Annotated in this window: 19 protein-coding genes and 2 pseudogenes; 8 read left to right on the forward strand and 13 right to left on the reverse strand. The window is 53.9% G+C overall.

Going from position 1 to position 25,463, the window contains the following annotated elements:
* Positions 1–228 precede the first annotated feature (228 nt).
* Both ACRZ95_RS05855 and ACRZ95_RS05860 read right to left on the reverse strand, forming a co-directional pair.
* Positions 229–935: pseudogene (locus ACRZ95_RS05855) on the reverse strand (IS6 family transposase).
* A 247-nt stretch (positions 936–1,182) separates the two neighbouring features.
* Positions 1,183–3,684: a fasciclin domain-containing protein gene (locus tag ACRZ95_RS05860; protein ID WP_480554649.1), complete on the reverse strand. Its 2,502-nt coding sequence runs from the start codon at positions 3,682–3,684 to the stop codon at positions 1,183–1,185.
* Positions 3,685–3,814: 130 nt separating this feature from the next.
* Here ACRZ95_RS05860 and ACRZ95_RS05865 point away from each other — a divergent pair, with 130 nt between their 5' ends.
* Both ACRZ95_RS05865 and ACRZ95_RS05870 read left to right on the forward strand, forming a co-directional pair.
* Positions 3,815–4,612, forward strand: coding sequence for a DUF6502 family protein (locus ACRZ95_RS05865; RefSeq protein ID WP_480554651.1), 798 nt, complete (start codon positions 3,815–3,817; stop codon positions 4,610–4,612).
* A 43-nt stretch (positions 4,613–4,655) separates the two neighbouring features.
* Positions 4,656–5,537, forward strand: a complete 882-nt coding sequence (locus tag ACRZ95_RS05870; RefSeq protein ID WP_170681690.1) for a DUF5666 domain-containing protein — start codon at positions 4,656–4,658, stop codon at positions 5,535–5,537.
* 104 nt (positions 5,538–5,641) lie between these two features.
* Here the strand turns inward: ACRZ95_RS05870 and ACRZ95_RS05875 are convergent.
* The 5 genes and pseudogenes from ACRZ95_RS05875 to ACRZ95_RS05895 form a co-directional block, all read right to left on the reverse strand.
* A pseudogene (locus ACRZ95_RS05875) lies at positions 5,642–6,349 on the reverse strand (IS6 family transposase).
* Between the two features lie 94 nt (positions 6,350–6,443).
* Positions 6,444–6,986: an N-acetyltransferase family protein gene (locus tag ACRZ95_RS05880; RefSeq protein ID WP_480554653.1), complete on the reverse strand. Its 543-nt coding sequence runs from the start codon at positions 6,984–6,986 to the stop codon at positions 6,444–6,446.
* The gene (locus tag ACRZ95_RS05885) at positions 6,952–9,018 is read right to left on the reverse strand and encodes an oxidoreductase (protein WP_170681688.1); all 2,067 of its coding nucleotides are present in this window, start codon (positions 9,016–9,018) and stop codon (positions 6,952–6,954) included. Before ACRZ95_RS05885 ends, ACRZ95_RS05880 begins: the two co-directional genes overlap by 35 nt.
* A 75-nt stretch (positions 9,019–9,093) precedes the next feature.
* The gene (locus ACRZ95_RS05890; protein ID WP_170425507.1) at positions 9,094–9,777 is read right to left on the reverse strand and encodes a TetR/AcrR family transcriptional regulator; all 684 of its coding nucleotides are present in this window, start codon (positions 9,775–9,777) and stop codon (positions 9,094–9,096) included.
* Between the two features lie 157 nt (positions 9,778–9,934).
* Positions 9,935–10,264 (reverse strand): DUF6614 family protein, encoded by a 330-nt coding sequence (locus tag ACRZ95_RS05895; protein ID WP_170658917.1) that lies wholly within the window; start codon positions 10,262–10,264, stop codon positions 9,935–9,937.
* Positions 10,265–10,341: 77 nt separating this feature from the next.
* On the opposite strand from ACRZ95_RS05895, the gene ACRZ95_RS05900 reads away from it, so the two are divergent.
* Positions 10,342–11,634 (forward strand): NAD(P)/FAD-dependent oxidoreductase, encoded by a 1,293-nt coding sequence (locus tag ACRZ95_RS05900; protein ID WP_170681684.1) that lies wholly within the window; start codon positions 10,342–10,344, stop codon positions 11,632–11,634.
* 21 nt (positions 11,635–11,655) lie between these two features.
* Here the strand turns inward: ACRZ95_RS05900 and ACRZ95_RS05905 are convergent, their stop codons facing one another.
* Positions 11,656–13,008 (reverse strand): MATE family efflux transporter, encoded by a 1,353-nt coding sequence (locus ACRZ95_RS05905; RefSeq protein WP_170681682.1) that lies wholly within the window; start codon positions 13,006–13,008, stop codon positions 11,656–11,658.
* Positions 13,009–13,035: 27 nt separating this feature from the next.
* Positions 13,036–13,674, reverse strand: coding sequence for a TetR family transcriptional regulator C-terminal domain-containing protein (locus ACRZ95_RS05910; protein WP_170681680.1), 639 nt, complete (start codon positions 13,672–13,674; stop codon positions 13,036–13,038).
* Positions 13,675–13,813: 139 nt separating this feature from the next.
* On the opposite strand from ACRZ95_RS05910, the gene ACRZ95_RS05915 reads away from it, so the two are divergent.
* From ACRZ95_RS05915 to ACRZ95_RS05930, 4 genes are read left to right on the forward strand one after another with little or no spacing between them, the layout of a single operon-like run.
* Positions 13,814–15,451: a phytoene desaturase family protein gene (locus tag ACRZ95_RS05915; RefSeq protein ID WP_170681678.1), complete on the forward strand. Its 1,638-nt coding sequence runs from the start codon at positions 13,814–13,816 to the stop codon at positions 15,449–15,451.
* The gene (locus ACRZ95_RS05920; protein ID WP_170681676.1) at positions 15,448–16,980 is read left to right on the forward strand and encodes a phytoene desaturase family protein; all 1,533 of its coding nucleotides are present in this window, start codon (positions 15,448–15,450) and stop codon (positions 16,978–16,980) included. The genes ACRZ95_RS05915 and ACRZ95_RS05920 overlap by 4 nt, the downstream gene beginning before the upstream one ends.
* Positions 16,977–18,152 carry an aminomethyl transferase family protein gene (locus tag ACRZ95_RS05925; protein WP_170681674.1) on the forward strand — a complete coding sequence of 392 codons (1,176 nt, stop codon included), beginning with the start codon at positions 16,977–16,979 and terminating at the stop codon, positions 18,150–18,152. Before ACRZ95_RS05920 ends, ACRZ95_RS05925 begins: the two co-directional genes overlap by 4 nt.
* A gap of 13 nt (positions 18,153–18,165) precedes the next feature.
* Positions 18,166–19,545, forward strand: coding sequence for an aminotransferase (locus ACRZ95_RS05930; protein WP_170681672.1), 1,380 nt, complete (start codon positions 18,166–18,168; stop codon positions 19,543–19,545).
* A 33-nt stretch (positions 19,546–19,578) separates the two neighbouring features.
* Here ACRZ95_RS05930 and ACRZ95_RS05935 read toward each other — a convergent pair whose 3' ends face one another.
* Positions 19,579–20,358, reverse strand: coding sequence for a class I SAM-dependent methyltransferase (locus tag ACRZ95_RS05935; RefSeq protein WP_170681670.1), 780 nt, complete (start codon positions 20,356–20,358; stop codon positions 19,579–19,581).
* A gap of 186 nt (positions 20,359–20,544) precedes the next feature.
* On the opposite strand from ACRZ95_RS05935, the gene ACRZ95_RS05940 reads away from it, so the two are divergent.
* Entirely contained in the window at positions 20,545–23,004 is a 2,460-nt protein-coding gene (locus ACRZ95_RS05940; RefSeq protein ID WP_170681668.1) for a GcvT family protein, read from the forward strand.
* 24 nt (positions 23,005–23,028) lie between these two features.
* Here ACRZ95_RS05940 and ACRZ95_RS05945 read toward each other — a convergent pair whose 3' ends face one another.
* The 3 genes from ACRZ95_RS05945 to ACRZ95_RS05955 are packed head-to-tail and all read right to left on the reverse strand — an operon-like array spanning position 23,029 to position 25,414.
* Complete coding sequence (locus ACRZ95_RS05945) at positions 23,029–23,661, reverse strand: TetR/AcrR family transcriptional regulator (RefSeq protein ID WP_170464490.1); 633 nt, start codon at positions 23,659–23,661, stop codon at positions 23,029–23,031.
* 1 nt (position 23,662) lies between these two features.
* Positions 23,663–24,505: an ABC transporter permease subunit gene (locus tag ACRZ95_RS05950; RefSeq protein ID WP_170352665.1), complete on the reverse strand. Its 843-nt coding sequence runs from the start codon at positions 24,503–24,505 to the stop codon at positions 23,663–23,665.
* A complete protein-coding gene (locus ACRZ95_RS05955; protein WP_480554667.1) occupies positions 24,506–25,414 on the reverse strand; it encodes an ABC transporter permease subunit in 909 nt (302 codons plus the stop codon).
* Positions 25,415–25,463: the final 49 nt, after the last annotated feature.

Raw genomic sequence — 25,463 nt, forward strand, 5'->3', positions numbered from 1 at the left:
AATTATGATCGCAAGCAATTACCAACAAGGAAGCTAAAAACTGTTAACCAACTAGATGGCCATGTTTAATGCAGTTGACTGCTTTGGGCTCGAAACAGACGCCCAACGGCATCGGTCGGATGGCTGGTGCTAGGTTTAATCGGGAACTCCTCAAACGGGTCTGAAACCTCGCGTGGGTTTCGTCCGACAAACTCGAACCAGTCTCAGTGTGCCGCGGAAACCGCGAACCTATCCGGAACAATTTTGACGCCACTCGGCAAGAGCGGCAGTGCGTGTCGGCTTGAAGGTGTCCCGGCTGGTGAGCGATCGTTCCTGGTTGAAGTGATTGTAGGCGGAGGAATGGACAGACGCGAATTTCTGTAAACTTCGCAAGCGCCTGGAACGATGCATCGCGCGTTCGCGTCGTCGAAAAGGAGGGTACGAATTCTCGACGCGGTTGTTGAGCCTCCTGCCCGTCTGTTGTTTTTCGAGCGCGCCCATTTCTCTGAGCGCTGCTTTGTAGGATGCAAAACGGTCGGTCACGATCCCATCGACACAACCATGGCGTTAATCAATTTCCTGAGGAATTTCAATGCCGCTTGCTTGTTTCGACGTTTGGCAACGATTGCTTCCAGCACTTCGCTCTCATGATCAACGGCCAGCCAGAGGTAGTGTCTCTTGCCATTCACCTTCACAAAAACCTCGTCCGCGTGCCACTTCCATTTGGAGAATGCGCGCAGCTGCTGAACACGCTTCCGTCTGATCTCGACAGCAAACATCGGGCCAAACCTGTTCCACCAATAGCGGACAGTTTCGTGACTCACGTCGATGCCTCGCTCATGCAGCAGATCTTCGACACTACGTAGCGAGAGCGGGAAACAGATGTACAGCTTCACAGCAAAGCGGATGATCTCGGGACTGATTTTGAAGTACTTGAATGGCGATTGTTTAATCATGCGCGAAGGCTACGAGAGCACCCTGCCCCGCTTAAGCAAAGTTCTTCTAACACGATCATCTTAAATACGAGCGTGCCGCAGCAGGATGATGACAGCGCTCAAAACGGTTGGCTGACCACCCGCACCCTGAACCTTTGGCAAGTTTATGTGGTCGCGCGTGGTACAAAAAACCACCCGAAGTTTGCTGATCAGACAAAAAAGTGTCCGCTTGGATCCAAGCGGACACTTCTTCAGTTCTTTTGGGACCTTACGCGATTGTGTCGTACGCGCTTGGGGCGAAAATGAAGTCGGTTTCATCCAGATCTAGGTTAAAGGCCTGCACGTAGATGCTCTGTTCTTCGCCAAGGTGAATTGTAGCACCGAACAGGGATGTTTCGATCATATCGGATAGTTCGTCGAAGCCCGATATCCCGGCACCGGACAGATCGATTGTGTCCTGTCCTTGCTGGAACCTGAGAATTTTGTCATGCCCATCGCCCAAGTTGAAGATGAACGTGTCTGCTCCAAGACCGCCAGCCAACAGGTCATTGTCGGCCCCGCCGGTGATCATGTCATCGCCCCTGCCGCCGCTTAGGTAGTCGGCTCCCTCGTCGCCGTAGAGGCTGTCATCGCCGCGCCCTCCAAAGACCTTGTCTTTCCCAAGACCCCCAAAGCCGACATCGTCACCGCGGCCCAGCAGGATCTTGTCATTTCCTCCATTTCCGTCGACGAAATCATTGTCACGTCCGGTCCGAACGTAGTCTGACTGATCGCCTTTGATCACGAAATCAACGTCATTTGAGCCGTCGGATTGCAGCAAGTCTGCAGGTAGAAGAACTCCGTCCAGCACATGTGCAACACCGTTGCTAGCCGGAACGTCCGTCGCGATCAGATTCGGATCCGCGATGTCGGGATCCGCATCCACCAGCGTCGTGCCATCGACGCCAAGCGTGGCGCCATCCAGCAAGGTCTGGATCGAGGTTGCGTTCAGCACCTCATCTGAGCCCAATTCGCCGGGGGCCACGTGGTATTGCAGAACACTCTGCAAGAGTCCGATGGGATCGCCTCCGTTCAGAAGTGCAAGAGCTTCTACCAGGTAGTCGAACGCGCCTGCTTCATCCCCTCCCTCAAAGCCCAACGCCTGACTTAGCGCGACGAAGGCGGCATCGTTCGGAGCGAAAACAGTGAGGCTGGCATCAGGATCGTCAAGAGCTTCGACCAGGCCTGCAGCCTGAACCGCATTGAACAGGATGTCGAAATCTGTCGCATCGTCGTCGAAGACACCGCCACTTGCCGCAACGATTCCAGCAAGGGTCGGATCGGTGGGCTCGACAGGCTCATTGCCCGGGATGTCGATGGGCAGCAGGACGCGGTCGATGACCTGAATGGTGCCGTTCGAGGCCGCGATGTCCGGTCCAACGATGTTGGGGTTGTCGATATCGGGTTCATTGTCGACCAGCTCAGTACCTTCCGAGCCGAAAGTCGCGCCGTCCAGCAGGGTCGTGACTTGATCCGCCGCATCGACCTCAGCCGCCGTTTTGGCACCGGGAGACACGTGGTAGGACAGGATGTTCTGCAACAGCGGGATCGGGTCTCCGTCCGGGGCAAGATCGGTCAGTGCGCCGGCGATGAAGCCGAAGACAGCGCCTTCGTCGGCTGTGTCTCCGTCAAAGCCCAGATCGACGGCCAGTTGCGTGAAGGCCGCATCGGTCGGAGCAAAGACGGTGATGTCGTCGGCATCCCGCACGAGACCGTCCAGACCGGCCGTTTGCAGGGCCATCACAAGAATGTTGAAGTCATCCGAACCGGCCGCGATGTCCACGATGTTGGGCTCATTGCCCGGGATGTCGATGGGCAGCAGGACGCGGTCGATGACCTGAATGGTGCCGTTCGAGGCCGCGATGTCCGGTCCGACGATGTTGGGGTTGTCGATATCGGGTTCATTGTCGACCAGCTCAGTACCTTCCGAGCCGAAAGTCGCACCGTCCAGCAGGGTCGTGACCTGATCCGCCGCATCGACCTCGGCCGCCGTTTTGGCACCGGGAGAGACGTGGTATGACAGGATGTTCTGCAACAGCGGGATCGGGTCTCCGTCCGGGGCAAGATCGGTCAGCGCGCCGGCGATGAAGCCGAAGACAGCGCCTTCGTCGGCTGTGTCTCCGTCAAAGCCCAGATCGACGGCCAGTTGCGTGAAGGCCGCATCGGTCGGAGCAAAGACGGTTATATCGTCGGCGTCCCGCACGAGACCGTCCAGACCGGCCGTTTGCAGCGCCATCACAAGGATGTTGAAGTCATCCGACCCGGCCGCGATGTCCACGATGTTGGGGGGAATATCGCCTGCACCAAGATCCTCATACGCCAAACCGGCCCCTTTGACATTCGACGCGTTGACAACCGTCAAAGATGTGCCTGCAGGAGGAACGTTGCCGAGAAAGGTGAAATTGTCAGGTAAAAATCCGGGTTGTTCGACTTCCACCAGCTTGTAGATCTCACCATCGTCGCCCGAAAGCTCCCACACGTTCTCGGCGTAGATCCGGCCGTTGTAACCGACGGTCTCGTCGCTATCGGCTCTGGTCAGCGTTGCGGTTTGCCCAGACAAGTCATCCCCGAATTCATTGAACCTCGCATCGCCTGAAAGGTTCTCGTCATTGTCCGAGACCGAAACTTCCACCGTCGGGCTGAGTGGCAACGTGAATTCCGCGTTCAGTTCGATGCGTCCTGACCCAAAAAAGTCTGCATTCTCAAAAGCGGTAAATTTGTAAGTCGCCATCACGTGTTCCTCCGGGTGTGTCCAAATTGCGTGTGTAATTTTCACACAGTTGACGGACGAAATGTCGCGATGCTGAAAAATGACAAGGGGAGGCGTGGAATTTTTTCACACGAAGCCATAGTGTTTCATCATGAGTGGCAAGCATTCTCTTACCAAGTCGGTTCTGTTCGAACATGCGATCAAGGCGCTATTGCGCCCTTTGACGCGTGCGCTGATTGCGCAGGGGATGACCGCACCACAGCTCTATCGCTTTGTAAAACAAAGCTATGTGGACATTGCGTTAGAAGAGCTGGGCCTCGAGGCAACGGACAGTCGGGTCAGCGTCATTACAGGTGTTCATCGTCGCGACGTCAAGGCGATGCGGGCCCATGATACGTCCGACATCAAACCGGTTCAGCGGCGCGTTTCTACTTTGGCGACTGTTGTTGGACGCTGGATGACCGATCCGAAACTCACGGATGAATCGGGCCTTCCAAGGCCGATGACTCGGGCCGAGTTTGATCAGCTGGCCGCCCAAACCAACCGCGACATTCGCCCCAGAACTATCCTAGACGAACTTCAGCGTCAGGGTCTTGTAAACGATGACGACGCTTTCCTTACGCTTAATCCCAAGGCCGTTTTCGGCCCCGAAGATCTGGATCAGAAGCTCGATTTTTTCGCCCGTAACCTTGGTGATCATATGGAGGCCGCGGTCGATAACCTTTTGGCTGAGATCCCGCCTCATTTCGAAAGGGCCGCATTCTTCAACTGCCTTGCAGAAACATCATTGGACGCGCTCGAGGCTGAGGCCCGCAAGACCGGTGCAGAGGCGCTGCGCAAAGTGGCGCAAGAGGCCGCCGCATATCAACAGGTCGACCACGAAAAAAAGTCGGCCACACACCGTTTTCGATTTGGTATTTATTTTTATCGAGAAGACGAAGAAGAGTGAGTTTACTACGATGACCAGTTGTCGCCCCAATCGCAGAACATTCATGTCTTCCGGGTTGTGTGCAACTCTGTTGCCGGGAGCAGGGTGGGCGCAGTCGACAAAGCGCGATGTAGAAGGTGGTCTTGGGGGCACTGGGATTGTTGGTGTTCTGGTGGGTTTTGGTAGTTTGATCCTGGCCGGTCAGATCGTTCAAACGGAAGAACAGACCCGCGTCGCGACGCGATTTGGACCATTGTCCGTTGATCAGTTACGTGCGGGGGACAGCCTGACAGTCGAGGCCGAGCGTTTCGCCTCGGGCAAGGTGATCGCGCGGCGAGTCGAGCTGACTTACCCGCTTGTCGGGGTGGTGACCGCGCTTGACACCCGCGAGGGCACGCTAACGGTCAACGGTGTCGCTGTTTTCGTAGAAACGCGGATCACGGGGTTTGGCATTGGGGACCGAGTGGCTGTTTCTGGTTTGTGGCGCGGGGATACTGTTGTTGCCAGTCGCATTTCCAAGGCTCCGGGCCCTTTGGATTTGGTGGCGGGAACGGTTGGTAGTGGCTATGTCTCGGGTGTGCAGCTTTCCAGCGGGGCAACCACACTGGGGCAAAGCGGGCGGTTTGCGACGGTTCTTGGACGCTTTGACACGACGAAGGGCGCGATGGACGTGCAGAAAATTGAATTTGACCGCTTTACCGGCGCTGCGGGGCCGCTCAAATCACTGTCCGTCGAAGGCTGGTTGGAACCAACCAGTGCGGCTCCCGGTTTTCGGATCGCCGGATTGGGGCACAGTTTTGCAAGAAACCTGAACCTTGCGCCGTTTCAAGACCAGCGGGTTTTGTTCAGTGGTCCCTATACGGGCCGTTTCGCAGCAAATTCGGCGTTGGTACTTCCGGACAACCCCGGCGCGCGGAGGCGGCTGCTTTTAGAAACAAGCCTGTGAATTGGACTGGGCGTCTGACACTGCCTGCTTCTCTGACTTCGCCATCGGTGCGGTGCTGTCAGACGAATTCGAACCAGTCTCAGTTTGCCGCGGAAACCGCGAACCTATCCAGAACAAAGTTGACGCCACTCGGCAAGAGCGGCGGTGCGTGTCAGCTTGAAGGTGTCTCGGCTGGCCAGCGATCTTTCCTGATTGAAGTGGTTGTAGAAAGACGAGTGGACGGAGGTGAATTTCTGTAATATTCGCATGCGCCTGAAACGCTGCATCGCGCGTTCGCGTCGTCGAAACGGCAGCTGCGAATTCTCAGCGCGGTTGTTGAGCCACCTGCCCGTCTGTCGTTTTTCCAGTGCACCCAGTTCTCCGAGCGCGGCTCTGTATGAGGCGAAACGATCCATGACGACGGTTTTCGCTTTGCCGTGTCGCTTCATTAACTTCTTGAGGAATTTCAACGCGGCCTGCTTGTTTCGGCGTTTGGTGACAACGGCTTCCAGTACCTTGCCTTCGTGATCAACGGCCCGCCAAAGATAGTGCCGCTTGCCATTCACCTTCACGAAAACCTCGTCAACGTGCCACTTCCATTTGGAGAAGGCGCGCAGTTACTGAACACGCTTCCGTCGGATCTCAGCTGCAAACATTGGACCAAACCTGTTCCACCAGTATCGGACGGTTTCGTGGCTCACGTCGATGCCTCGCTCGTGCAACAGATCTTCGACATTCCGAAGCGAGAGCGGGAAACGGATAAACAGCATCACCGCCAAGCGGAAAACCTCGGGACTGGTTTTGAAGTACTGCAATGGCGATTGTTTAATCATGCGCGAAGGCTATGAGAGCACCCTGCCCCGCTCAAGCAGAGTTCTTCTGACAAGACCAGCGCTAAGGCGAGTTTTTCTGGCAAGTCGCTACCAGTTATTCATCTTTTTCATAAACTATAAATGGCGTTCTCTTAGCGACTTTGTCGTAAAGAACTCGACCGGGATAGTTAAATTCTTGAGTTGTCCAGTAGGTGGTTGGAACACCGTCCTGCTTGGCGATCTGGAAGACAGTTTCGATTAGAGCTCGACCAACACCTTTTCCTCTAACCTGCTGATCAGCGAAGAGATCCATCAAATAACACGTATCCTCCACCGACCACATGAACCTATGGTAAAGATAGTGCGCCAATCCGACCGGTTTTCCGTCCAACTCAGCGATCAGACAGTTGTATTCGCCTACATCCGTTGACAACAATCTCTTGAACGAAACCTCGTAGACTTCTTCTGAAACAGAGGTCTCGTAGAAATCCAAATATGCCGCCCATAAGCGGCGCCAATCTTCGTTGTCTTTCAATTCAAGCGGACGGATAATTAAGCCTTCCGGCATGGGTGATTTCTCCTGCTTTCCCTTGAGTGCGTACAACCGAGATCGCCCAGCGAAGTCAAATCGGCTGCTGCTCGACATCCAGACGATCATGTCTAAGTGGAATGTCCTCATCCACTGCTTCGTCCAATTCCTGGGCGTATCGATGACCTGAATAAACCGCTGCTGCAATAATCGCCGGCGCGTCGCAATCTCCTATGCGACGAAGGCTGAACGGCAAGTCCTCAGAACTCACCCTCCCCAGCAATCCCCTGTAGAGACCATCATTTGCCTTCCGAGCAGTAACCATCACTATGTTGCCAACCGGAACATTCAAATTTGGACCGCCATAGGCGCACTCCAACTCTGCGATTTCGCCATCAAATTGTTTAAGCGACTTTGACGGCAGGATCTCGACCCCTAAGCGAAGCAAATGCGTTCGTATGCGCCAACGTTCGGACGTATTTCCTGCCCAGTCAGAAACACTGTCAGACGGTGTGACCAGCGTGACGGCATGTCCCTGCTTTATGATTTTTTCAGCAATAACACTGGCCATGTAGTAGCCATCACCATCAAAAACGAGCGTTGGTCCATCGGGAATTTTCCCATCCATGATGTCATCGGGAGTAAAGACACGACCTAAGGCTGACCCTTTTGCGACCGGGGCGAAACGTTCTTCGTCAAAATACTCCTTTCGCCAAGTCGCGCCGGTTGCAATCGCAACGTGGTCAGCATCGACGGCCAAGATATCGTCAACTGTCAGCGGGCTTTCACGGTAGATTTCAACGTTGGGCATCTCCATCAATTGCTGCTCGCGATAATCTTTGACGCGAATGTACTCGCTCATTCCAGGCAGAGCCGCTTCGCGCGAGACCCTGCCACCCAACTCACGATTAGCTTCCGCCAATTGGACATCATACCCACGCACGCCAAGTGCCCGTGCCGCTTCCAGTCCAGCAGCGCCTGCCCCGACAATCAAGACGCGCGCATCTGAGGATTTCTTACGAATGATTTCAGGGTGCCAGCCTTTGCGCCACTCCTCTCCCATTGTTGGGTTCTGAGTGCATCTAATAGGTACCCCTATCGAGTCACTGGCGTAACAAACATTGCATCCGATACACTCGCGGATCGCGGACAAGCGTCCTTCCTCAATCTTCTTTGGAAGGTATGGATCAGAAATCGACGGGCGCGCTGCCCCGATGAAATCGGTTACGCCCCGCCTGACTTGCGAGACCATGGTATCCGGTGACGTGAAGCGACCAACGGTCACGACAGGCTTATCCGTTACCGACTTGACCCAAAGCATGTAGGGTTCAAGAGCTGCTTCTTTGGTAAAACGGGAGACACCCATCTCAACCGAATAATCTGCGATGTTGATATCCCACAAATCCGGCAGGTCAGAGAGCATCTCAAACATCTCTCGTCGTTCACCATAGATTGGCTGGCCATCCTCGCCGATCTCTTCGTCAGCCGAGAACCGAACGGCCACGGCGCACCGGTCGCCAACGGCGTCCTTGGTTTCCTGAATCAATTCTCGTGTGAGACGCACCCTATTTTCTAAGTTGCCACCATATTCGTCACCGCGCGTGTTCACGCGCGGATGCAAAAAATTCGAGATCAGGTATCCGTGCGTTGCATAAACATAGACAACGTCAAATCCAGCGTCTCTTGCCCTCAAAGCGGCCTTTCGATGCCAACGGCGTAGATCCCGGATGTCCTGCTTGTCCATGGCGCGGGTCTGAAATGGATGCCCTTTTGTGTTTGGCCGGCTGTCCACATCCATGCTCGGCAACCGGGAGAACAAGTTGTTCGAGTTGGCGCCTCCGTACCATAGTTCAGCACCTGCAAGGCTGCCGTATTCGTGCACCGCGTCCGTCATCAGTGCGTGCGCCCGAACATCACTGTCATCCCAAAGCGACGCGTAGGGATGCGGAAGGTCGTCGGATGATGGGTGGATCGAGTTGTATTCAGTGCATATGACGCCCCACCCTCCTTGCGCCTTCACTTTACGCATAGCAGCAAGCGTACGTGGGTATTGCCAACCCATACCTGTACAGTGTGGCACCTGATAAAACCGGTTTGGCGCAGTAACTGGCCCGATTTGGACTGGTTCGAAAAGGATGTCGTAGCGAGAGTCCCTGTCCATTTATTTGTCCTTATTTAGCTGCGCCATGCGCCGGCTGATCTTGTCTGGAATTTCCGGTCTGAGAGCCATTCTGCTTCAATCACCGTTGTTGAACGCGTGCATTTGAAAGTGATCCGGGTAGACCTTGGCAAGAAAGGCGGCGATGTGATCCCGGGCGACAGAACGCTGAAAATTCTCGGGATAGGTCAAAAGTTCCAACCAGATTCCGTCGTAAAGAGCTTCCAAAATATTGGCGACTTGCCTTGGCGGCATGTCTTCATACCCACCGTCTTCAGCAATCTCTGAACACAGTCTCAGTGCTACGTCGTACCGCTCCTGATCGATGTCATTGATCAGACTGCGATAGACTTCGCGCCGTCCTGCCTCTCCAAAAAACGCAAACCAAACAGCTAGCTTTTTTGGCGTGCAAATCTGAGGGTGAAAGTGCGCATCGACGATCGCCAACAATTTTTCAGGCGCTGACAGTCCTGCATTGCCAAAGGCTTCCAACCACTGTTCGTGGTGTTCCTTTGCTAGAAACAGCAACGTTTCTTCCAGCAAGTTCTGCTTACTTTTGAAGTGAAAGTTGACGATGCCAAGTGACAAACCGGCAATCTCGGTCACTGTGGACATGGTCGTTCCACCAATTCCGTTTTCGGCAATCGAGTCGATTGTCGCATCGATCAGTTGTTGACGCCTCACTTCCTTGGACTCGGTACGCCGCCGTCCCTCAGGGTTTGTCTTTTCGATTGGCGATTGTCTCACCCGAATGCATCCCACCTACTAAAGCACTTCATCGGTCTTGCCTGCCCCCAACAGCCGTTCTCACTCAGCGTGTGGACAATTGACATCTATGCATAGATGCCATTGATTGAACAATCATTCAATGGAAAAGGGAAAATGATGTGGAAACATCCGGACGTACGCAATCTGAGATCTAGAGTTCCGACCAAAAAGTGAAAACCGGATCGTGCACCAAAGAGATAACCCTGCGATGCAAAGCTCCCAAAGGCTCAACGCGGCCTTCAATGGCGGCCCAAGCCGCGTCTGCCTGCGATTGATCCCTGAACTCTATAACAGCCATAAGCGTATGGTTGCGCAGCTCGTCGGTATCGTAACCACTTGCGGGGATGCGCCTGCACAAAGGCGTACTTTCGGCGGCAAGGTCCGTCTTGATCAAGTGTTCGACAAACGCGTTCCACGCCTGCTCGAATGCATCGAGCTCGACGGTTGGTTTCAATTCGAATTGGTTCAAAAGTCTTGGCATTCGTCACATACTGTCCGGCAAGTATCACGAGCCAAACCTACGCAGTTCCCCCCACAAGGCAAGCGCGAGGCCACTAGATGATCCGAAACGAAAACCCAGTCATTGCGAATAGCCTGTGGTCAGCAACAGCAGGCTATTCATCAGAATGTCCGCAACTGGTTGGCGAACAGCACTCTGACGTGACCGTAATTGGCGCCGGGTTCACCGGGCTTTCGGCAGCACTTCACCTGGCCGAGAAAGGCGTCAAACCTGTTGTCATCGATGCGCATCATCCGGGCTGGGGAGCTTCTGGACGCAATGGCGGTCAAATCAATGTAGGCCTAAAGGACGGACCGACGGGCATCAAAACCAAATTTGGTGACCTCTGGGGGACTAGAATGATCCGAATGGCCGGTGAAGCCGCCAATCTTGTGTTCGACTTAATCGCTCGGCACGGGATTGAGTGCGACGCAAATCGTCCAGGCTGGCTGCGCGCGGCGCATACTCACAAAACACTCAGTGAACTACACAAACTAGCCGAGGATTGGGACAACCACGGCGGTGGCATGATGCGGCTTGATCAAAGCGAAATGCAGCGACTGACCGGGACCGAAGCTTACCTTGGCGGCGTTCTGGATCGCCGCGGCGGTGTTTTGCACCCGCTAAATTATGCACTTGGGCTGGCCGAAGCTGGTCGCCGCAACGGCGTGCAAATCTTCGGCGGAACGCCCGCCAATCAGATTTTGTCAGAGGCCGGTCGCTTTCGGATTGAAACTCCCAAAGGAGCTGTCATCTCAGAAAAAGTGCTGATCTGCACGAACGCCTATTCTGGAGATCTGTATCCGCGGTTGGCTAAATCAGTTTTGCCCGTTCGCTCGGTTCAAGTAGCCACGTCGCCCCTTTCCGACAATGTCCGCCAGTCAATTCTGCCAGAAGGCAACGCTTTGTCAGACGCACGACGCCTGCTTCTATACTTTAGGCAAGACGCGGAAGGTCGCTTTCTGATGGGAGGACGCGGCACATACAACGACAATTCCACTCTCAAACAAATTGAGCGGTTGAAACGCATTTCTGTTGAACTTTTCCCCCAATTATCTGGAGTTCAGTGGGAATACGAGTGGGGCGGCTTTGTTGCATTGACGAGAGATCACTATCCACACCTGCATGAGCTCACTCCGGGGGTTATGACAGGATTAGGATATAATGGGCGCGGCGTCGCCATCGCTACGGCAATGGGGCGCGTCCTCGCCAAATGGGCGACTGGAACCAAATCAGACGAGCTGGAATTTCCTGTCACCGCCCTCAGACCACTGCCTTTCTCCTTTGCGAAAGAGACTCTGGTCGAAGCAGAAATCCTACGCTTGAAACTCTTAGACAAGTTGGGCCTTTAGAAGGCCAGCAAACAGCGCCGCCTAGCGGTTTTGGGAGAAGAAGCGATAGGTCAACGCGATAGCGGCCAATGAGAGACCTGAGCCGTATCCGATCCAAACGCCGTTGGGTCCCAGTCCAAGCCAAAAGCCCAGCGCATATCCAAGCGGCAAAGCAAAGACCCAATAGGCAATCAGGGTAATGGCGACAGGAACATGATTGTCCATCATGCCCCGAAATGCGCCTAGCATTGTCCCTTGCACACCATCTGCAATCTGCATTGCTGCAATCACAAGGAACATCGATATCGCGAGAGAAACGACCTCTTGGTCATCTGACAGGCTATTTGCCAAAGGGGCACGTCCAAACAAAATTCCAGTGACGACCACGGTCATCCAACCAACAACAACCAACAACGAAGCCAACACAATCGGCTTGAGCCTGTCTTTTTCATCGGCACCAATTGCTTGAGCTACGCGTATAGAAATCGCAATCGAAACGCCTAATGGCACCATGTAAATGACGTCGCTGACTGCCGAAACGATTTGATGGGCGGCGAGCGCGGCGGCGCTGAACCAACCAAGCATAAGGCCGGCAACTGCGTAAGCGGCCCCCTCCCCCAAATAGCCAACGGAGATAATGAAACCTTCTTTGAGCTGCGCTTTGACCTCGGACCTGTCGAAACTCGCGGCTCTCAGAAGGCCTCTCTTTCTTTTCCATACTCGTATGATCACGAGCGCCATTATCAACGGCATTATCTGAGACAACAGACTTGCAATCCCGGCGCCAACAAGACCCAGACCTGGCCAGAAACCAACTCCGTGGATCAAAACATAGTTCGAAGGGATGTTGAAACCGACCGCAAGAAACGCAAGACCAACCCCAATCCAGGGACGGTTCATGGCGTCAAAAAGAGCCTTCAGAGTATAGAAAATCGTAAAGGGCACCAAAAGAAGGCTCATCGCGATCCAGTACCCGCCTATTAGACTGACCACTTCAGGCGGCTGCCCAATCCAAGAGAGAGCAGGCTTAAGGCAGATCATTGCAACAGCGCCAACTGACCCCACGACTAGGGAAACAAAAACCCCGGCGTTTGTTGCTGCTGCCAGCCCTTGGTCACTTGTTTTCCCAAAAGCTTCTGCCATGCGCACACCAATTGCAGACACAAAGCCGTAGAGCGCTGAATAGAAAATGATCAGCACCGAGGCCGTAATTGAGACCGCCGCCAGAGGAAGTGTGCCCAACGGGGCCACCATCACTGTGTCGACGACACCAATCAAAGCAGTAGCAGCAAGAGAAATGACTATCGGAAAAGCAAGCCGCGCAAGGTAACGCGCCTCTTTTAAGATGGCGCCCCAGGATGGCCGAGGCCGCTGCGATATCCGCACTCGCGTCATATTGTGGGGCCTTTCAGTCGAAATTGACTAAGCCGAATCTCCAAGTAATTCTGGAACCAAACGAACAAGGCATCCCCAGGCAGCTTGCTCCGCCTGCTTTCGGCTCAGGCCTTCCGGAGCGAGATGCAATCGTTGCCAATAGCCATCCGTCAATGTCTCCATCCATTCAGCCATTTGATCTGCTGAAATAGCGTCGTCTGCTGAGAGCAGTTCATTCCAGATCAATCTCAAGGTCTCTCTTCGACGTGTCTCAAAATGCTCGGCAACTTCATCATACTGCAGTTGAAATCGAAGCTCGCCCCAAAATGCATACCAAAGGGGCAAGACATCCGGACCACACGCATCAGGGTGGAAGTCAGCTTTTATCAAAGCCCTTATCCTTTCGGCGGGCTTGTCCCCTGCTCGCTTTAAAGAAGCTGTCCAGTGCTCTTCGTAACGCTGGTACAGGTCACGCAGAGTTTCGGTCAGAAGACCTAGCTTTGACTTGAAGTAAAACGCTGCGACACCCTGAGAAAGCTCCGCCTCAGACGCGACTGTTGCAAGCGTCGTTTTTGCCAATCCATGGGTCAATATTGAGCGGCAAGCTGCGTCCAGCAGCTGCCGGCGACGACGATCTGCGTTCTCCTTCCTCTCTTTGCGAGGACGTTTCCGCTCAGCTTCGACCAATTGTCGCTCCTCCTACGAATGCAGCCATCTACAGCGCGCAAAAAAGATGCGTCAATAGCTTGAAATTTATTTGAGCGCTCAAATAAACTTTACGAACGCGCAGACGATCTGTAAACGGGAGAGAAGGGGATGGAGAAATTTGACGGTTGAGAACAGATACGACGTGATTGTGGCCGGTGCTGGTCACAACGGATTGACTACCGCCGCCTATTTGGCGCGCGCTGGCATGCGTGTTTTGGTGGTCGAAAAAAACGACTGGATCGGTGGCGCGGCAGTCAGCCGGTCGCTACACGAGGGTTGGACATACTCGAACTGCTCATACGTATGCTCTCTTCTGCGGCGCGAGATTGTCAGGGACCTCGAGCTACCAAAATACGGACTTCAGGTTATTCCTTATGAAGGCGGCGCGAGCTTTACGCGCGATGGGGATTACTTCGCCTACTATTCCGATCACAACGCACTGAAGCGCGAGATGGCACGTCATTCTGAAAAAGATGCCGACGCATACCGCCGCTATTCGCAAGCCATTATGCGGCAATGCCGTTTTATCCGTCCGTTTTTACTTCGGGACGCACCGGACCCCGCCTCTCTCCATCCGCGCGATCTCGGCGAACTGGCATACCTCGTAAAAAAAGCACATGGGTTGGGTAGTCGGGAGCTCGGTGAAACGCTGAAATTCTGGACAATGTCCATTGGTGACTTCCTGGATGAACACTTCGAAAACGACCTGATCAAGGCCCATTTGGCAGGCTCAGGTATAATCGGAACCGGCCTCGGAGTGTACTCGCCCGGAACGGCCTACGTACTTCTTCATCACTACATGGGTGATATTGATGGCGGCATCGGCGCCTGGGGTTTCGCGCGCGGTGGGATGGGCGCGATTTCGAATGCGATTGCTGCCTCATTCAAAGAGCACGGAGGTACGATTCACACAGGTTCAGGGATTGAGAAAATCCTCAGCAAAGATGGACGCGTTGAAGGCGTAGCTCTCGAGGACGGCAAGATTTTTTATGCCCCTGTCGTTGCCTCAAATATGGATATCAAACGCACTGTTCTGCACCATATTGACGCGGCCGAGTTGCCGGATGACTTCACCAAGGCGGTGCGGAACTTCAAAATTCGCGGATCTTCGGCGAAACTCAACATAGCCCTTGATCGCTTTCCAAATTTCCCTGCAGCGCCCGATCACACCAGCTTCCTCAGGGGTGATTTGCATGCGTCGCAGAGCCTCTTTGAACTTGAAAGGGCATATGACGATTGGAAAGTAGGGCGCTGGTCGGAAAAGCCTTATATCGACATGCTCATCCCAAGCCAGATTGATCCGACTATGGCGCCGACAGGTGCCCACATGATGACGGTTTTCGTCCAATATGCGCCTTATGATCTGGAAGTCGACGGCGTTAGATCTGCCGAGAATTGGGACGACAAACAGCGCAACGCGCTGGCAGAAACTGTACTCGACCAGATGTCTGTGGCGTGTCCCGACATTCGCGAGCGCGTTGTTCATATGGAAGTTCGTTCACCATTGGAAATTGAGCGCGAGGTCGGTTTGACAGAGGGCAACATTTTCCAAGGCGAACTAACTTTTGATCAGCTTTTCTTCAATCGGCCAGTCCCGGGTTGGTCTCAGTACTGTCTACCTATCAAGGGGCTTTATCTGTGCGGTTCGTCTGCCCATCCAGGCGGAGGGGTTATGGGGGCCCCAGGCGCAAACGCTGCCCGCGCTATTCTCAGGAAAGAAACACGGCATGGCCGAATGAAGGGGTATGCCGCATGAACCAATTTGATGCGATTGTCATTGGCGGCGGTGTAAACGGCCTGATCGCCGGAACACTCCTTGGTCGACGCGGCAAGAATGTCTGTATCATTGAGAAATCCGACAGGTTCGGCGGCATGGCGTCTTATTCTGTGGACGGCGGTCCGACCCTTGCACATTCGCTATACAACCTGAGCCCGCGGGCATTGGGTGACATCGGCATAGATCTTCAACACCCTGTCCTGTCCGGCAAACCCGTCTACACGGTCTCTCTGTCTCAGGATGGGCGGCACATCGTCTTCAAGAACGACGGCGTGTATTGGAGCGACGGGACGAAACATCCGGAATCAGATGCCTGGTCTGATCTGACACACCAGTTGATTACGTATGGAGACCTTTTGCGCCAACTCGCCGAGGCTCCACCTCCCGGGGGGCAAAAGGCCATCCTTTCCCGGGGTGCCCTCAACGAGTTTTTGCGTCTGGCAAAACTGGGCATAGGCCTGAAAAAGCTGGGCAAATCTGAAATGCGGCGTTTCCTGCAGGTCGTCTTATCTAATGTCCACGACATTATCCTAGATGACCTGTCGGAAGGACCGGTGGCTGGAATGCTTGCTGCTGATGCAATCTGGGGGACAGCCACCGGTCCAAGATCTCCGGGCACTGTGTTCAATCTGATCTATCGTTTGGGTCACGGAGGGACCATCACTCAACCAGCAGGCGGGATGTGCGCGTTAACCGATTTGATGGTGGAAGCTGCGCAAAAGGCAGGTTGCCTGCTGATGCCGGACACTGAAGTATCCCGCATTCTGTTGGACAACGATGCCGTCTCCGGAGTGGAAACCACCGATGGACGAACCATTACCGCGCCTAATGTGCTCAGCAGCCTTGCCCCGAAACTAACAAGCCGAATGACCGGTCCCTCTGCCTTTGACATCGAAACGATGCGGCGAGTGCGAAATATACGGGCGCGTGGAACAACGGCTAAGGTCAATCTAAGGCTCAAGGATAGCTCCGCCCTGCCCAGCCTGAGTGACGAATTGGTAAACGAACGTCTGATCTGTGCTCCTTCTGTGGAATACGTCGAAGCTGCGTTCAATCCGGCTAAGTATGGTCAAATGTCCAAAGCACCTGTGATTGAAGCTTTCAAAATGCAGACAGCCGACGGAGCAAGCTGGCTATCAACCATAGTGCAATATGCGCCATCTGACCTTGAAGGCGGCTGGACTGAGACTGCTAAGGAACAGCTTGCGGAAATTACAGTCGAAACTCTTAGCCGCGCACTGCCCGGCTTGGGTGATCAAATTGCAGGTAAGCAGGTCATAACACCGGATCAAATCCAAGGCGCAACCGGCGCGCCCGGCGGGCACTGGCACCATGCAGAAATGTCTTTGGACCAGCTCCTGACACTTCGGCCCGCGAACGGGATGTCCAGATACTCCATGGGGCCGAAAGGGCTGTTCCAATGCGGTGCAGCAACGCATCCCGGTGGCGATGTCATGGGGCTCGCTGGTCGCAATGCGGCCTTGGCGGCGCTGGAGGCTCAGCCATGAGCATCTTTACCGATCCAAAACTTGGTTTGATACCCGGGCCGTTTCACAAAAAACTCGAAGAGCAAAATCGCGCACAAAATTGGTACGATTGGGCCGGCTATGCTGCCCCGGGTCTGCTGGACAGCGTCGAGTTCGAGTACTTCGCGCTGCGAAATCAGGCATCCCTTTTCGACATATCACCAATGCATAAATACCGATTGACCGGGCCGGATGCGACCGCGATGCTCAATCGCCTCGTGACACGGGACGTCCGAAAAATCAGCGTTGGTCGCGTGGGGTACGCGGTCTGGTGTGATGAAGAGGGTATGGTCATCGATGACGGGACTCTTTTCCATCTTGGCGACAACGATTGGCGCCTTTGTTGTCAGGAACAAATGCTGACATGGTTACTCGACGCTGCATGGGGTTTTGACGTTTCAGTCGTCGACGAAACTCATAGTGTTGCTGGACTTTCGCTGCAGGGGCCGACCTCTTATGCGGTTTTGGAAGCCGCTGGTTTAGATGTCAGCAAGCTGAAGCCGTTCGATCTCGCTCAAATTGACCACAGTCTCATGATCTCGCGGACGGGTTATACCGGTGACTTAGGTTACGAGCTCTGGTGCGACTGGGACAAGGCAGAAGCGCTTTGGGACAGAATTTGGAAAGGTGGCGCACATCAGGGACTGCGCGCCATTGGATACGAAGCTGTAAACTTGGCCCGCATCGAAGCCGGTTTTCTGACCGCAGGTGTGGATTTTCAACCGGTTCATGCGACCGAACGGTTGCATCGAGGCCAAACACCATTCGAAATTGGTCTGGGTCGGCTCGTCGACTTCAACAAAGGTCATTTCAATGGCCGGCGAGAGCTGCTGTCCAAGCGAGAGAAACCAAGAAGCCTCCTCATGCGTTTCGATGTCGAAGGATTCAAACCCTCGGAAGGGTCGTTGATCTACAATCGACGCAAAAAAGAAGTTGGGCACATAACATCCGGAATTTGGTCGCCGACCGCAAAACGCAACATCGCGTTGGCCCATGTCCGTATGCCGGATGCTGGCCGGTCATCTGGCCTAAAGGCCGAGATCTACACTCTGCAAGAAGGCAAATGGCTCACCAGGATGGCGCGCCTCACTCCTGTCACCAAAGCCTTTTTCGCACCGCCCCGCGCACGAGCTACGCCACCGGCCCGCACCTAAAGGAGAAGCAGACGTGAACACCCTAGGCAATACACCAACCGACGGCGACCTAGTCGCTTGGGATCGCGACCATCACCTACATCCTTGGGCCGGAACCGACGGCTTTGGGTCCGACGAGTACATGCGGGTAAATACAGCGGATGGTATCTACCTCTGGGACGCTGCCGGGAAGCGATATATTGATGGCCCTGGCGGAATGTGGTGCACACAGATCGGGTACGGGCGTCGAGAGATGGCCGATACCATTTCCCAACAGGTTATGAAGATGCCCTACGCGTCGCCGTGGTCGTTTACGACCGAACCTGCGGCCGTTTTGGCGCGAATGATCGCGGAACGTACACCAGGCGATCTGAACACGGTGCACTTCACGACCGGTGGGTCTACGGCCGTTGACACCGCACTGCGGACCGCACTTTTCATGAACAAACGGCTTGGCCGACCAGGGAAGAGGATCGTGATCGGCCGGGAAAAAGGCTACCACGGATCTACCTTTCTCGCTGCGACTGTCACTGGAAAAGAACGTTTCGAAACGAGCTTTGAGAAAGCTCAGGATCTGGTGCGTTTCCTTCCAGACGTGAATCCCTACCACCGGCCAGAAGGCATGAGTGTTGATGCCTGGTGCGACGCCAAAGTTGCTGACCTTGAGAGCCTGATTGCTGAGGTAGGCGCTGACCGTGTTGCCGCCTTTATCGCGGAACCGATCCTGTGTTCCGGCGGTGTTATCGTTCCGCCTCCGGGTTACCACAAGCGCACGCTCGAAATTTGCCGGGCAAACGACATTTTGTACATTTCGGATGAAGTCGTAACCGGCTTTGGCAGGCTGGGCCAGTGGTTCGCCTCAGAAGACGTTTTTGGCATCGTCCCTGACATTATTACATGCGCAAAAGGTTTAACCTCCGGCTATCTGCCGCTAGGCGCCTGCGTAATCTCGGACGCAGTAATGAAACGAATTTCCGAAGCACCGGGCGATGATGTTTTCTATAATGGTTATACCTATTCAGGGCACCCGGTGAGTTGCGCGGCCGCAATCAAAAACATCGAAATCATGGAGCGCGAGGATATTCTGGGACACGTTCAACGCGTCACACCCCAGTTCCAGGAACGCTTACATCAAATAAAGGAAAAATTTCCGATTGTTGGAGATGTGCGCGGTGACGGGCTTCTTGGATGTATAGAATGCCGCCCTGGACTGAACGCCGAGAGTTACGAAGCGCATGTTAAGTTCGGGCAGAAACTGGACGATGCGTGCGAGGAGATGGGATTGCTATTGCGCCCATTTGGAAACATGGCCGTGTTCTCGCCCCCTCTGATCATAACTCCGTCGCAGATAGACAACATGTTCGACATTATGGAAGCCGGGATGGAGCGGGTCAGCAAGGATTACGGCGCATAACGGTCATCGCGCCCATTCAAAGTTCCGGTCAGATCAGGCAGGTTTCCGACCACGGATGTGATGCGGGCAATGCTCTCCGGTTTTCAACACTGGCTGCATAGCGTCCCAGATCTCGATTTGATGTTCAATAAACTCCGCACCATGACGAGCTTCCCAGCCGGCTCGGTTTGGCCCGGTCAATTCCTCCAGCTCAGCAGCTGATACCTGAGCATACCAAGCGTTGCGGTTGACTAACTCCACGTCTTCAAAGCCAGCCAGCTCCATAGCAGCGCGGTACTTAGAGGGCGACGCCATCTGAAACTCCAAGGCTTCCATCTTTACGTAGTGCGCCATTTCCGGCGACAACTCACCATCATGATTGGTCAGCCAGTCAGAAGCAGCGAAATGACCGCCTGGTTTGAGCACACGATAGGCTTCCGCAGCCATCGCTACTTTGTCGGGGATATGGATGATCGAGTCCTTCGAAAACACTACGTTAAAAGTACCATCTTCGAATGGCATTGGACCTGGAGTGACCTGTATGATTTCGACCTTTCCCTCCAGATCCGCCTGCCTAACTCGCTCTTTCGCAGCCGCGCAAACCGGGGCCTCTACATCAATCCCCGTAACTCTAGCGGCGCCGAACTCCCGTGCCATCAACACTGCAATGGCCCCAGATCCGCATCCGATATCAAGGATATGCTTATCTTTCAGATCAATCCCTTTAACAACACGCGCAACTTCTTCAGGGCCTCCCGGTGAAAGAAATCCCTCTCCCCAAAGCTCCTCCAGAAAGCTGATTGCCTGTTGGTCATATAGGATCTCGTCTGACATAGGATTCCCCCGCATCTGATTGTCAGTCAGTCACTGCAGTGAAACCTTTTCTCTCATCTCAGACAAGCTTTATCGCGAAATCGCAGGTCATAGATTCAGCTATAATTGAATGATCATTCAGTCAGTAGACAGCAAGTGATTTGGCTGGTATTCGGAGAAAAGAACGCCTAAAAGGATTTTCTCGCAATGGCTGACACCCTACCGACGCATGCCCAATCCGTGATTATTGGTGGGGGGTCGATCGGCGCGAACACGGCCTATCACTTGACTAAGCTTGGCCATACCGATGTTGTCGTTCTGGAACAGGGACAACTGACATCAGGGACCACTTGGCATGCCGCCGGCCTGATAGTAGCCGGCCTTCTCAAATCCGAAGCTGAGTGCGCTATCTACACGCACGGTCGAGACCTTTATGCGAAACTAGAGAAGGAAACCGGTATATCCACAGGCTTCCGCGACGTTGGATATCTGCAGATTGCAACCAATGAAGAACGCCTGCATGAGATGCGTCGCGTCGCAGCCTTCATGCGGCGTTTTGGGATAAACAACCACGAAGTCTCAGTAAAAGAAGCGCAGGATATGTTCCCTATAGGGGACCTCTCAGACGTCGTTGGAGCGTTCCTCATTCCGGAGGACGGTCGGGCCAACCCGGTGGACGTGACAATGTCTCTGACCAAGGGAGCCAAAAACAGAGGCGCACGTTTCTTTGAAGGTGTGCGGGTTGAAGAGATTTTAGCCAGGAACGGCACTGCGACCGGGGTCCGCACTGCGAACGGTCATACTATAACAGCCGAAAACGTTGTGATCTGCGGAGGCATGTGGTCTCGCCAACTTGGTGCAAAACACGGTGTAAATCTACCGCTACAGGCGGCTGAACACTACTACCTGATAACGGAAAGTATCCCGGGCCTACCTCGCGATCTACCCGTTCTCGAAGACCCTTCCACCTACACTTATTACCGTGAAGAAGTCGGCGGGATGATGTTAGGGCTTTTTGAGCCCGGCGCTGCGGCTTGGAAGCTCGATGGTATCCCGGATGAATGGCAATTCGGAGAGATTGAACCAGATTGGGAACGTGTTGGGCCCGACCTGGAGAAAGCCTATTCGCGCGTGCCTGACACCATGAACTACGGTGTCAAAAAACTATTCTGCGGCCCTGAGAGCTTTACGCCTGATCTTGCGCCGCTTGTTGGCCCGACGGCTGAACTGCGCAATCTCTGGGTTGCATGTGGGATGAACTCACTTGGCATCCTGAATGGCGCGGGTACGGGAATGGTTTTGGCCCATTGGATGGTGGACGGCTTGCCGCCCATCGATGTTACCGGCATCAACGTCAATCGCTTTTCCCGTGAAATGGCGACACCGGCCTTTCGACGCGACAGAACACCTGAGTTGCTGGGAAAGCTCTTTGGTCAGCACTACCACAATGAGAACTACAAAACGGCCAGGAACGTTAAGCGTTCAATGCTCTATGACCGTCTCAAAGCGGCCGGAGCCTTTTTCGGCGAAGGAAATGGTTGGGAACAATCTGATTGGTTTGCTCCGACGCCCGAAGAGGCCAAAGTCGAGAAATACAGTTGGCATCGCCAAAATTGGTTTGAATGGCACGCTGAAGAACACCGGGCAGCACGCGAGGATGTCATCGTAATGGACATGACATCAATGGCGTGTTTCAGCGTCGAAGGACCGGATGCCTGCGCCCTCCTCTCTCGCCTTTCCTGCAATGACGTTGATGTTGAACCCGGTCGCGTCGTCTACACGGCCTGGGTAAATGAACGGGGTGGGTTTGAGGCTGACCTTACGGTTACCCGGCTATCCGATCGGAAATACTGGGTCATCGTGGGAGAAAACTCGGCGGGTCATACCGAGATGCGCATGCGACGGCACATCCTGGACAACGAGAACGTTGTTATTACAGACATCACCGCAGGGCGCTGCCAAATCAACGTTCACGGCCCAAAGTCGCGTGAACTATTGAGCAGAATATCCGGAGCTGATTTGTCGGACGAAGGTTTTCCCTTCATGACGGCGCGTGAAATCGACATCGGGTACGCCGTAGTTATGGCCTATCGCGTGACGTTTATTGGCGAACTCGGCTGGGAACTTCACGTACCGGCCACTCAGGCCATTCAGACCTACGATCTGATTATGGAAGCAGGTCGAGATCTAGGTGTTCGCAATGCTGGAATGCAAACTCTCAACTCCCTACGGCTAGAGAAGGCTTATCGTGATTTCGGAATTGACGTGGACAACACGGACAACCCAATTGAGGCCGGGCTTGGTTTTGCCGTCAAATTGGACAAACCCGGTGGCTTCATCGGCAGGGAAGCACTCGCCACGATCAAGGCGAAAGGCACGCCCAACAACCGGATGTTGCAGTTCCTGCTAAAAGACCCAGAGCCTCTCATGTACGGCAATGAGATGATTTATCTAAACGGCAAGGAAGTCGGATATATTCAAGTTGGTGGGTATGGGCACACGCTCGGTGCTGCCGTCGGCATTGGTTTCGCCGAGATTGACGAACCGTTGACCGCGGACATAGTCGCAACTGGGCATTGGCAGATCGAAATCGCAGACGAGAAATACGACGCGGCAGCCTCGTTAAAGCCGCTCTATGACCCCGGCATGCACAAAATAAAGTGCTGAAGCCATATTGTTCGATGCTTTCGCTCAGACTGGAAAGTGTTTTGGGAAGAACCGCGACAGCGAAAGCATGCAAACATCCCTGAATTCCCGACGATCAGCCACCTTTGGATACAGCATCAAACTTAGCCAGGCCCCGTCTGACATCGCCTCTACAGCACGGGCTGTTTTTTCTGGATCAAGATCGTCGTAGCCGCCGTCGGCAATCAATTCACCACATAGGTGCAAAATTCGATCATATCTTTCGTTGTCGTATTTATTGTGAATCTTCAGATAATTCGGCCGGTATTTTGCTTGCCCCCAAAAGGCAAACCAGACAGCTAAGCGCTTGTGAGTACAGATGCTCTTGTCAAAGTCCGCTTGAATAATCGCAGCCAGTCGATGTGCGGCTGTAGGTTCCGCAGCCTCATAGTATTTGAGCCAATTCTCATAATGTTCTTGCGCAAGGAAACCCAGCGCGGCGTCATACAAAGCTTCTTTGCTGTCGAAGTGATAATTCACCACGCCATGGGACAGATTGGCTGTTTCTGTCACGTGTTTAAGCGTCGTGTCAGAAAACCCGCGTTTCGAGATCGAGTCTATGGCGGCCATGATCAACTGTAAGCGACGAACTTCGGGAGGTTCGGTGCGTCGTTTTTTCTGCAGCTCATGCGTCTCCAATTTAACTCTCCTCTCGTTCAGCCATTTGCCTGTCCAACAAATCCGCCCTCTGTTGTCGGAACATAATTATTGCTGCGATAGCGACACAGATAGCGATCACAAGAATCATGATGGTTGCTAGCGCGTTGATGTCCGGCCTGAGGCCCAGTCGAATGCGCGAAAAGATCAAAATTGGCAAGGTATTTGCGCCTGGGCCGGTAACAAAACTTGCTATGACCAAATCATCGAGAGACAGCGTGAAGGCCAGCAACCATCCGGAAATTAGTGCCGGCGTCAGCTGTGGGATCGTGATGGCCGTCAGAACTTTGAACGGTTTTGCGCCAAGATCGGCCGCCGCTTCTTCCAGTGTTTGCCCCACGCCGGTTAAGCGCGCCTGAATTGTCACCGCCACATAAGCCATGGAAAAGGTGATATGCGCGATCGTAATCGTCGCAAAACCACGCTCAGCAGGCCATCCGATCAGCTGGTTCAACGAGATGAAGAAAACCAGCAAGGACAATCCGGTTATCACCTCGGGCATCACCAATGGCGCGACCAACATGCCGCCGAACAAGGTCCGCCCCTTGAACCGCCCAAAGCGCACCATCGCCAGACCTGCCAAGGTGCCAAGCGCTGTTGCAAAGGTAGCGTTCACAACGGCAATCTGAAGACTGAGCGAAACAGCACTCCAGACTTCGGCAGATTGAAAAAGCTCCTTGTACCAGCGTAACGACCATCCACCCCAAACCGGTACCAGCTTTGAATAGTTGAATGAGTAAATGACCAAAAGGATCATTGGGATGTAAAAGAATGCCAGTCCCAAGGTCAGCATGATGGTTAAGAAACGGGAGCGTTTGGCGTACATCTATTGCTCCTCCGCTGCTTTGCCTTGGTAGTGCTGGAAAACCATGATTGGCAGCACCAGTATGAACAGCAGAACAATCGCAACTGCAGCGGCCACTGGCCAATCGCTGTTTCTAGAGAACTCATTGTAGAGAACCCGCCCAATCATCTGCACGTTGCCGCCACCTAACAGATCGGGGATAACGTACTCGCCGGTCGCAGGGATAAAGACCAGCAGTGAACCAGCGACAATTCCGGGTATCGTCAGAGGCAATGTGATTTTGAAGAAAGTGTTCGTTGGTTTGGAACCAAGGTCGGCGGCCGCCTCGTTCAGGCTGTTGTCCAGCTTCTCCATATTCGCGTACAGCGGCAGGATCATGAACGGCATATAGGTGTAGACGATCCCGATATAGACGGCGAATTCCGTGTAAAGCATGCGGATCGGCTCATCGATCACCCCCAGCGCTATCAGAAGGTTGTTGATCGTGCCTTGATCCGCAAGCAGGCCCATCCACGAATAGACCCGCAACAAGAAAGACGTCCAAAACGGAAGAATGATTGCAAACAACAAGAGCGGCTTCGCGACCGGCCCCGATCGTACAATTGCATAGGCAATAGGGTAGCCAAACAAGAGGCACAAGAACGTACACGTTACTGAAATCTTGAGTGAATTTACGTAAGTGTCAAAGTACAGGCTGTCTTCCCAGATGTAGACAAAATTGTCGAAGACCAGGCGGATTGTCATGATCCCGTCGCCTGTCCACTCAATTAAACTTGTGAATGGCGGGCTCGCAATCGCCAGTTCAGCTAAGCTTATCTTTGCGACAATGAAGAATGGTGCCAGAAAGAATACAAGCAACCAGAAGAACGGTATGACGGTGACGATCTGACGCCATCTGCTCTGGATACGCCGCATCACTAAACGGATCATGGGTTGTCGTTCAACCTGCGGCGGTTCGGACATATCCTCGGTAAAATCC

This window comes from Ruegeria sp. AI3, assembly GCF_056541245.1.

Coding starts and splice junctions, on each gene's coding strand:
- ACRZ95_RS05925 (WP_170681674.1), top strand. CDS start 16,977: ATGAGCATCTTTACCGATCCAAAACTTGGTTTGATACCCGGGCCGTTT.
- ACRZ95_RS05885 (WP_170681688.1), bottom strand. CDS start 9,018: ATGGACAGGGACTCTCGCTACGACATCCTTTTCGAACCAGTCCAAATC.
- ACRZ95_RS05865 (WP_480554651.1), top strand. CDS start 3,815: ATGAGTGGCAAGCATTCTCTTACCAAGTCGGTTCTGTTCGAACATGCG.
- ACRZ95_RS05880 (WP_480554653.1), bottom strand. CDS start 6,986: ATGATCGTCTGGATGTCGAGCAGCAGCCGATTTGACTTCGCTGGGCGA.
- ACRZ95_RS05870 (WP_170681690.1), top strand. CDS start 4,656: ATGTCTTCCGGGTTGTGTGCAACTCTGTTGCCGGGAGCAGGGTGGGCG.
- ACRZ95_RS05940 (WP_170681668.1), top strand. CDS start 20,545: ATGGCTGACACCCTACCGACGCATGCCCAATCCGTGATTATTGGTGGG.
- ACRZ95_RS05860 (WP_480554649.1), bottom strand. CDS start 3,684: ATGGCGACTTACAAATTTACCGCTTTTGAGAATGCAGACTTTTTTGGG.
- ACRZ95_RS05900 (WP_170681684.1), top strand. CDS start 10,342: ATGATCCGAAACGAAAACCCAGTCATTGCGAATAGCCTGTGGTCAGCA.
- ACRZ95_RS05955 (WP_480554667.1), bottom strand. CDS start 25,414: ATGATCCGTTTAGTGATGCGGCGTATCCAGAGCAGATGGCGTCAGATC.
- ACRZ95_RS05950 (WP_170352665.1), bottom strand. CDS start 24,505: ATGTACGCCAAACGCTCCCGTTTCTTAACCATCATGCTGACCTTGGGA.
- ACRZ95_RS05935 (WP_170681670.1), bottom strand. CDS start 20,358: ATGTCAGACGAGATCCTATATGACCAACAGGCAATCAGCTTTCTGGAG.
- ACRZ95_RS05920 (WP_170681676.1), top strand. CDS start 15,448: ATGAACCAATTTGATGCGATTGTCATTGGCGGCGGTGTAAACGGCCTG.
- ACRZ95_RS05895 (WP_170658917.1), bottom strand. CDS start 10,264: ATGCCAAGACTTTTGAACCAATTCGAATTGAAACCAACCGTCGAGCTC.
- ACRZ95_RS05905 (WP_170681682.1), bottom strand. CDS start 13,008: ATGACGCGAGTGCGGATATCGCAGCGGCCTCGGCCATCCTGGGGCGCC.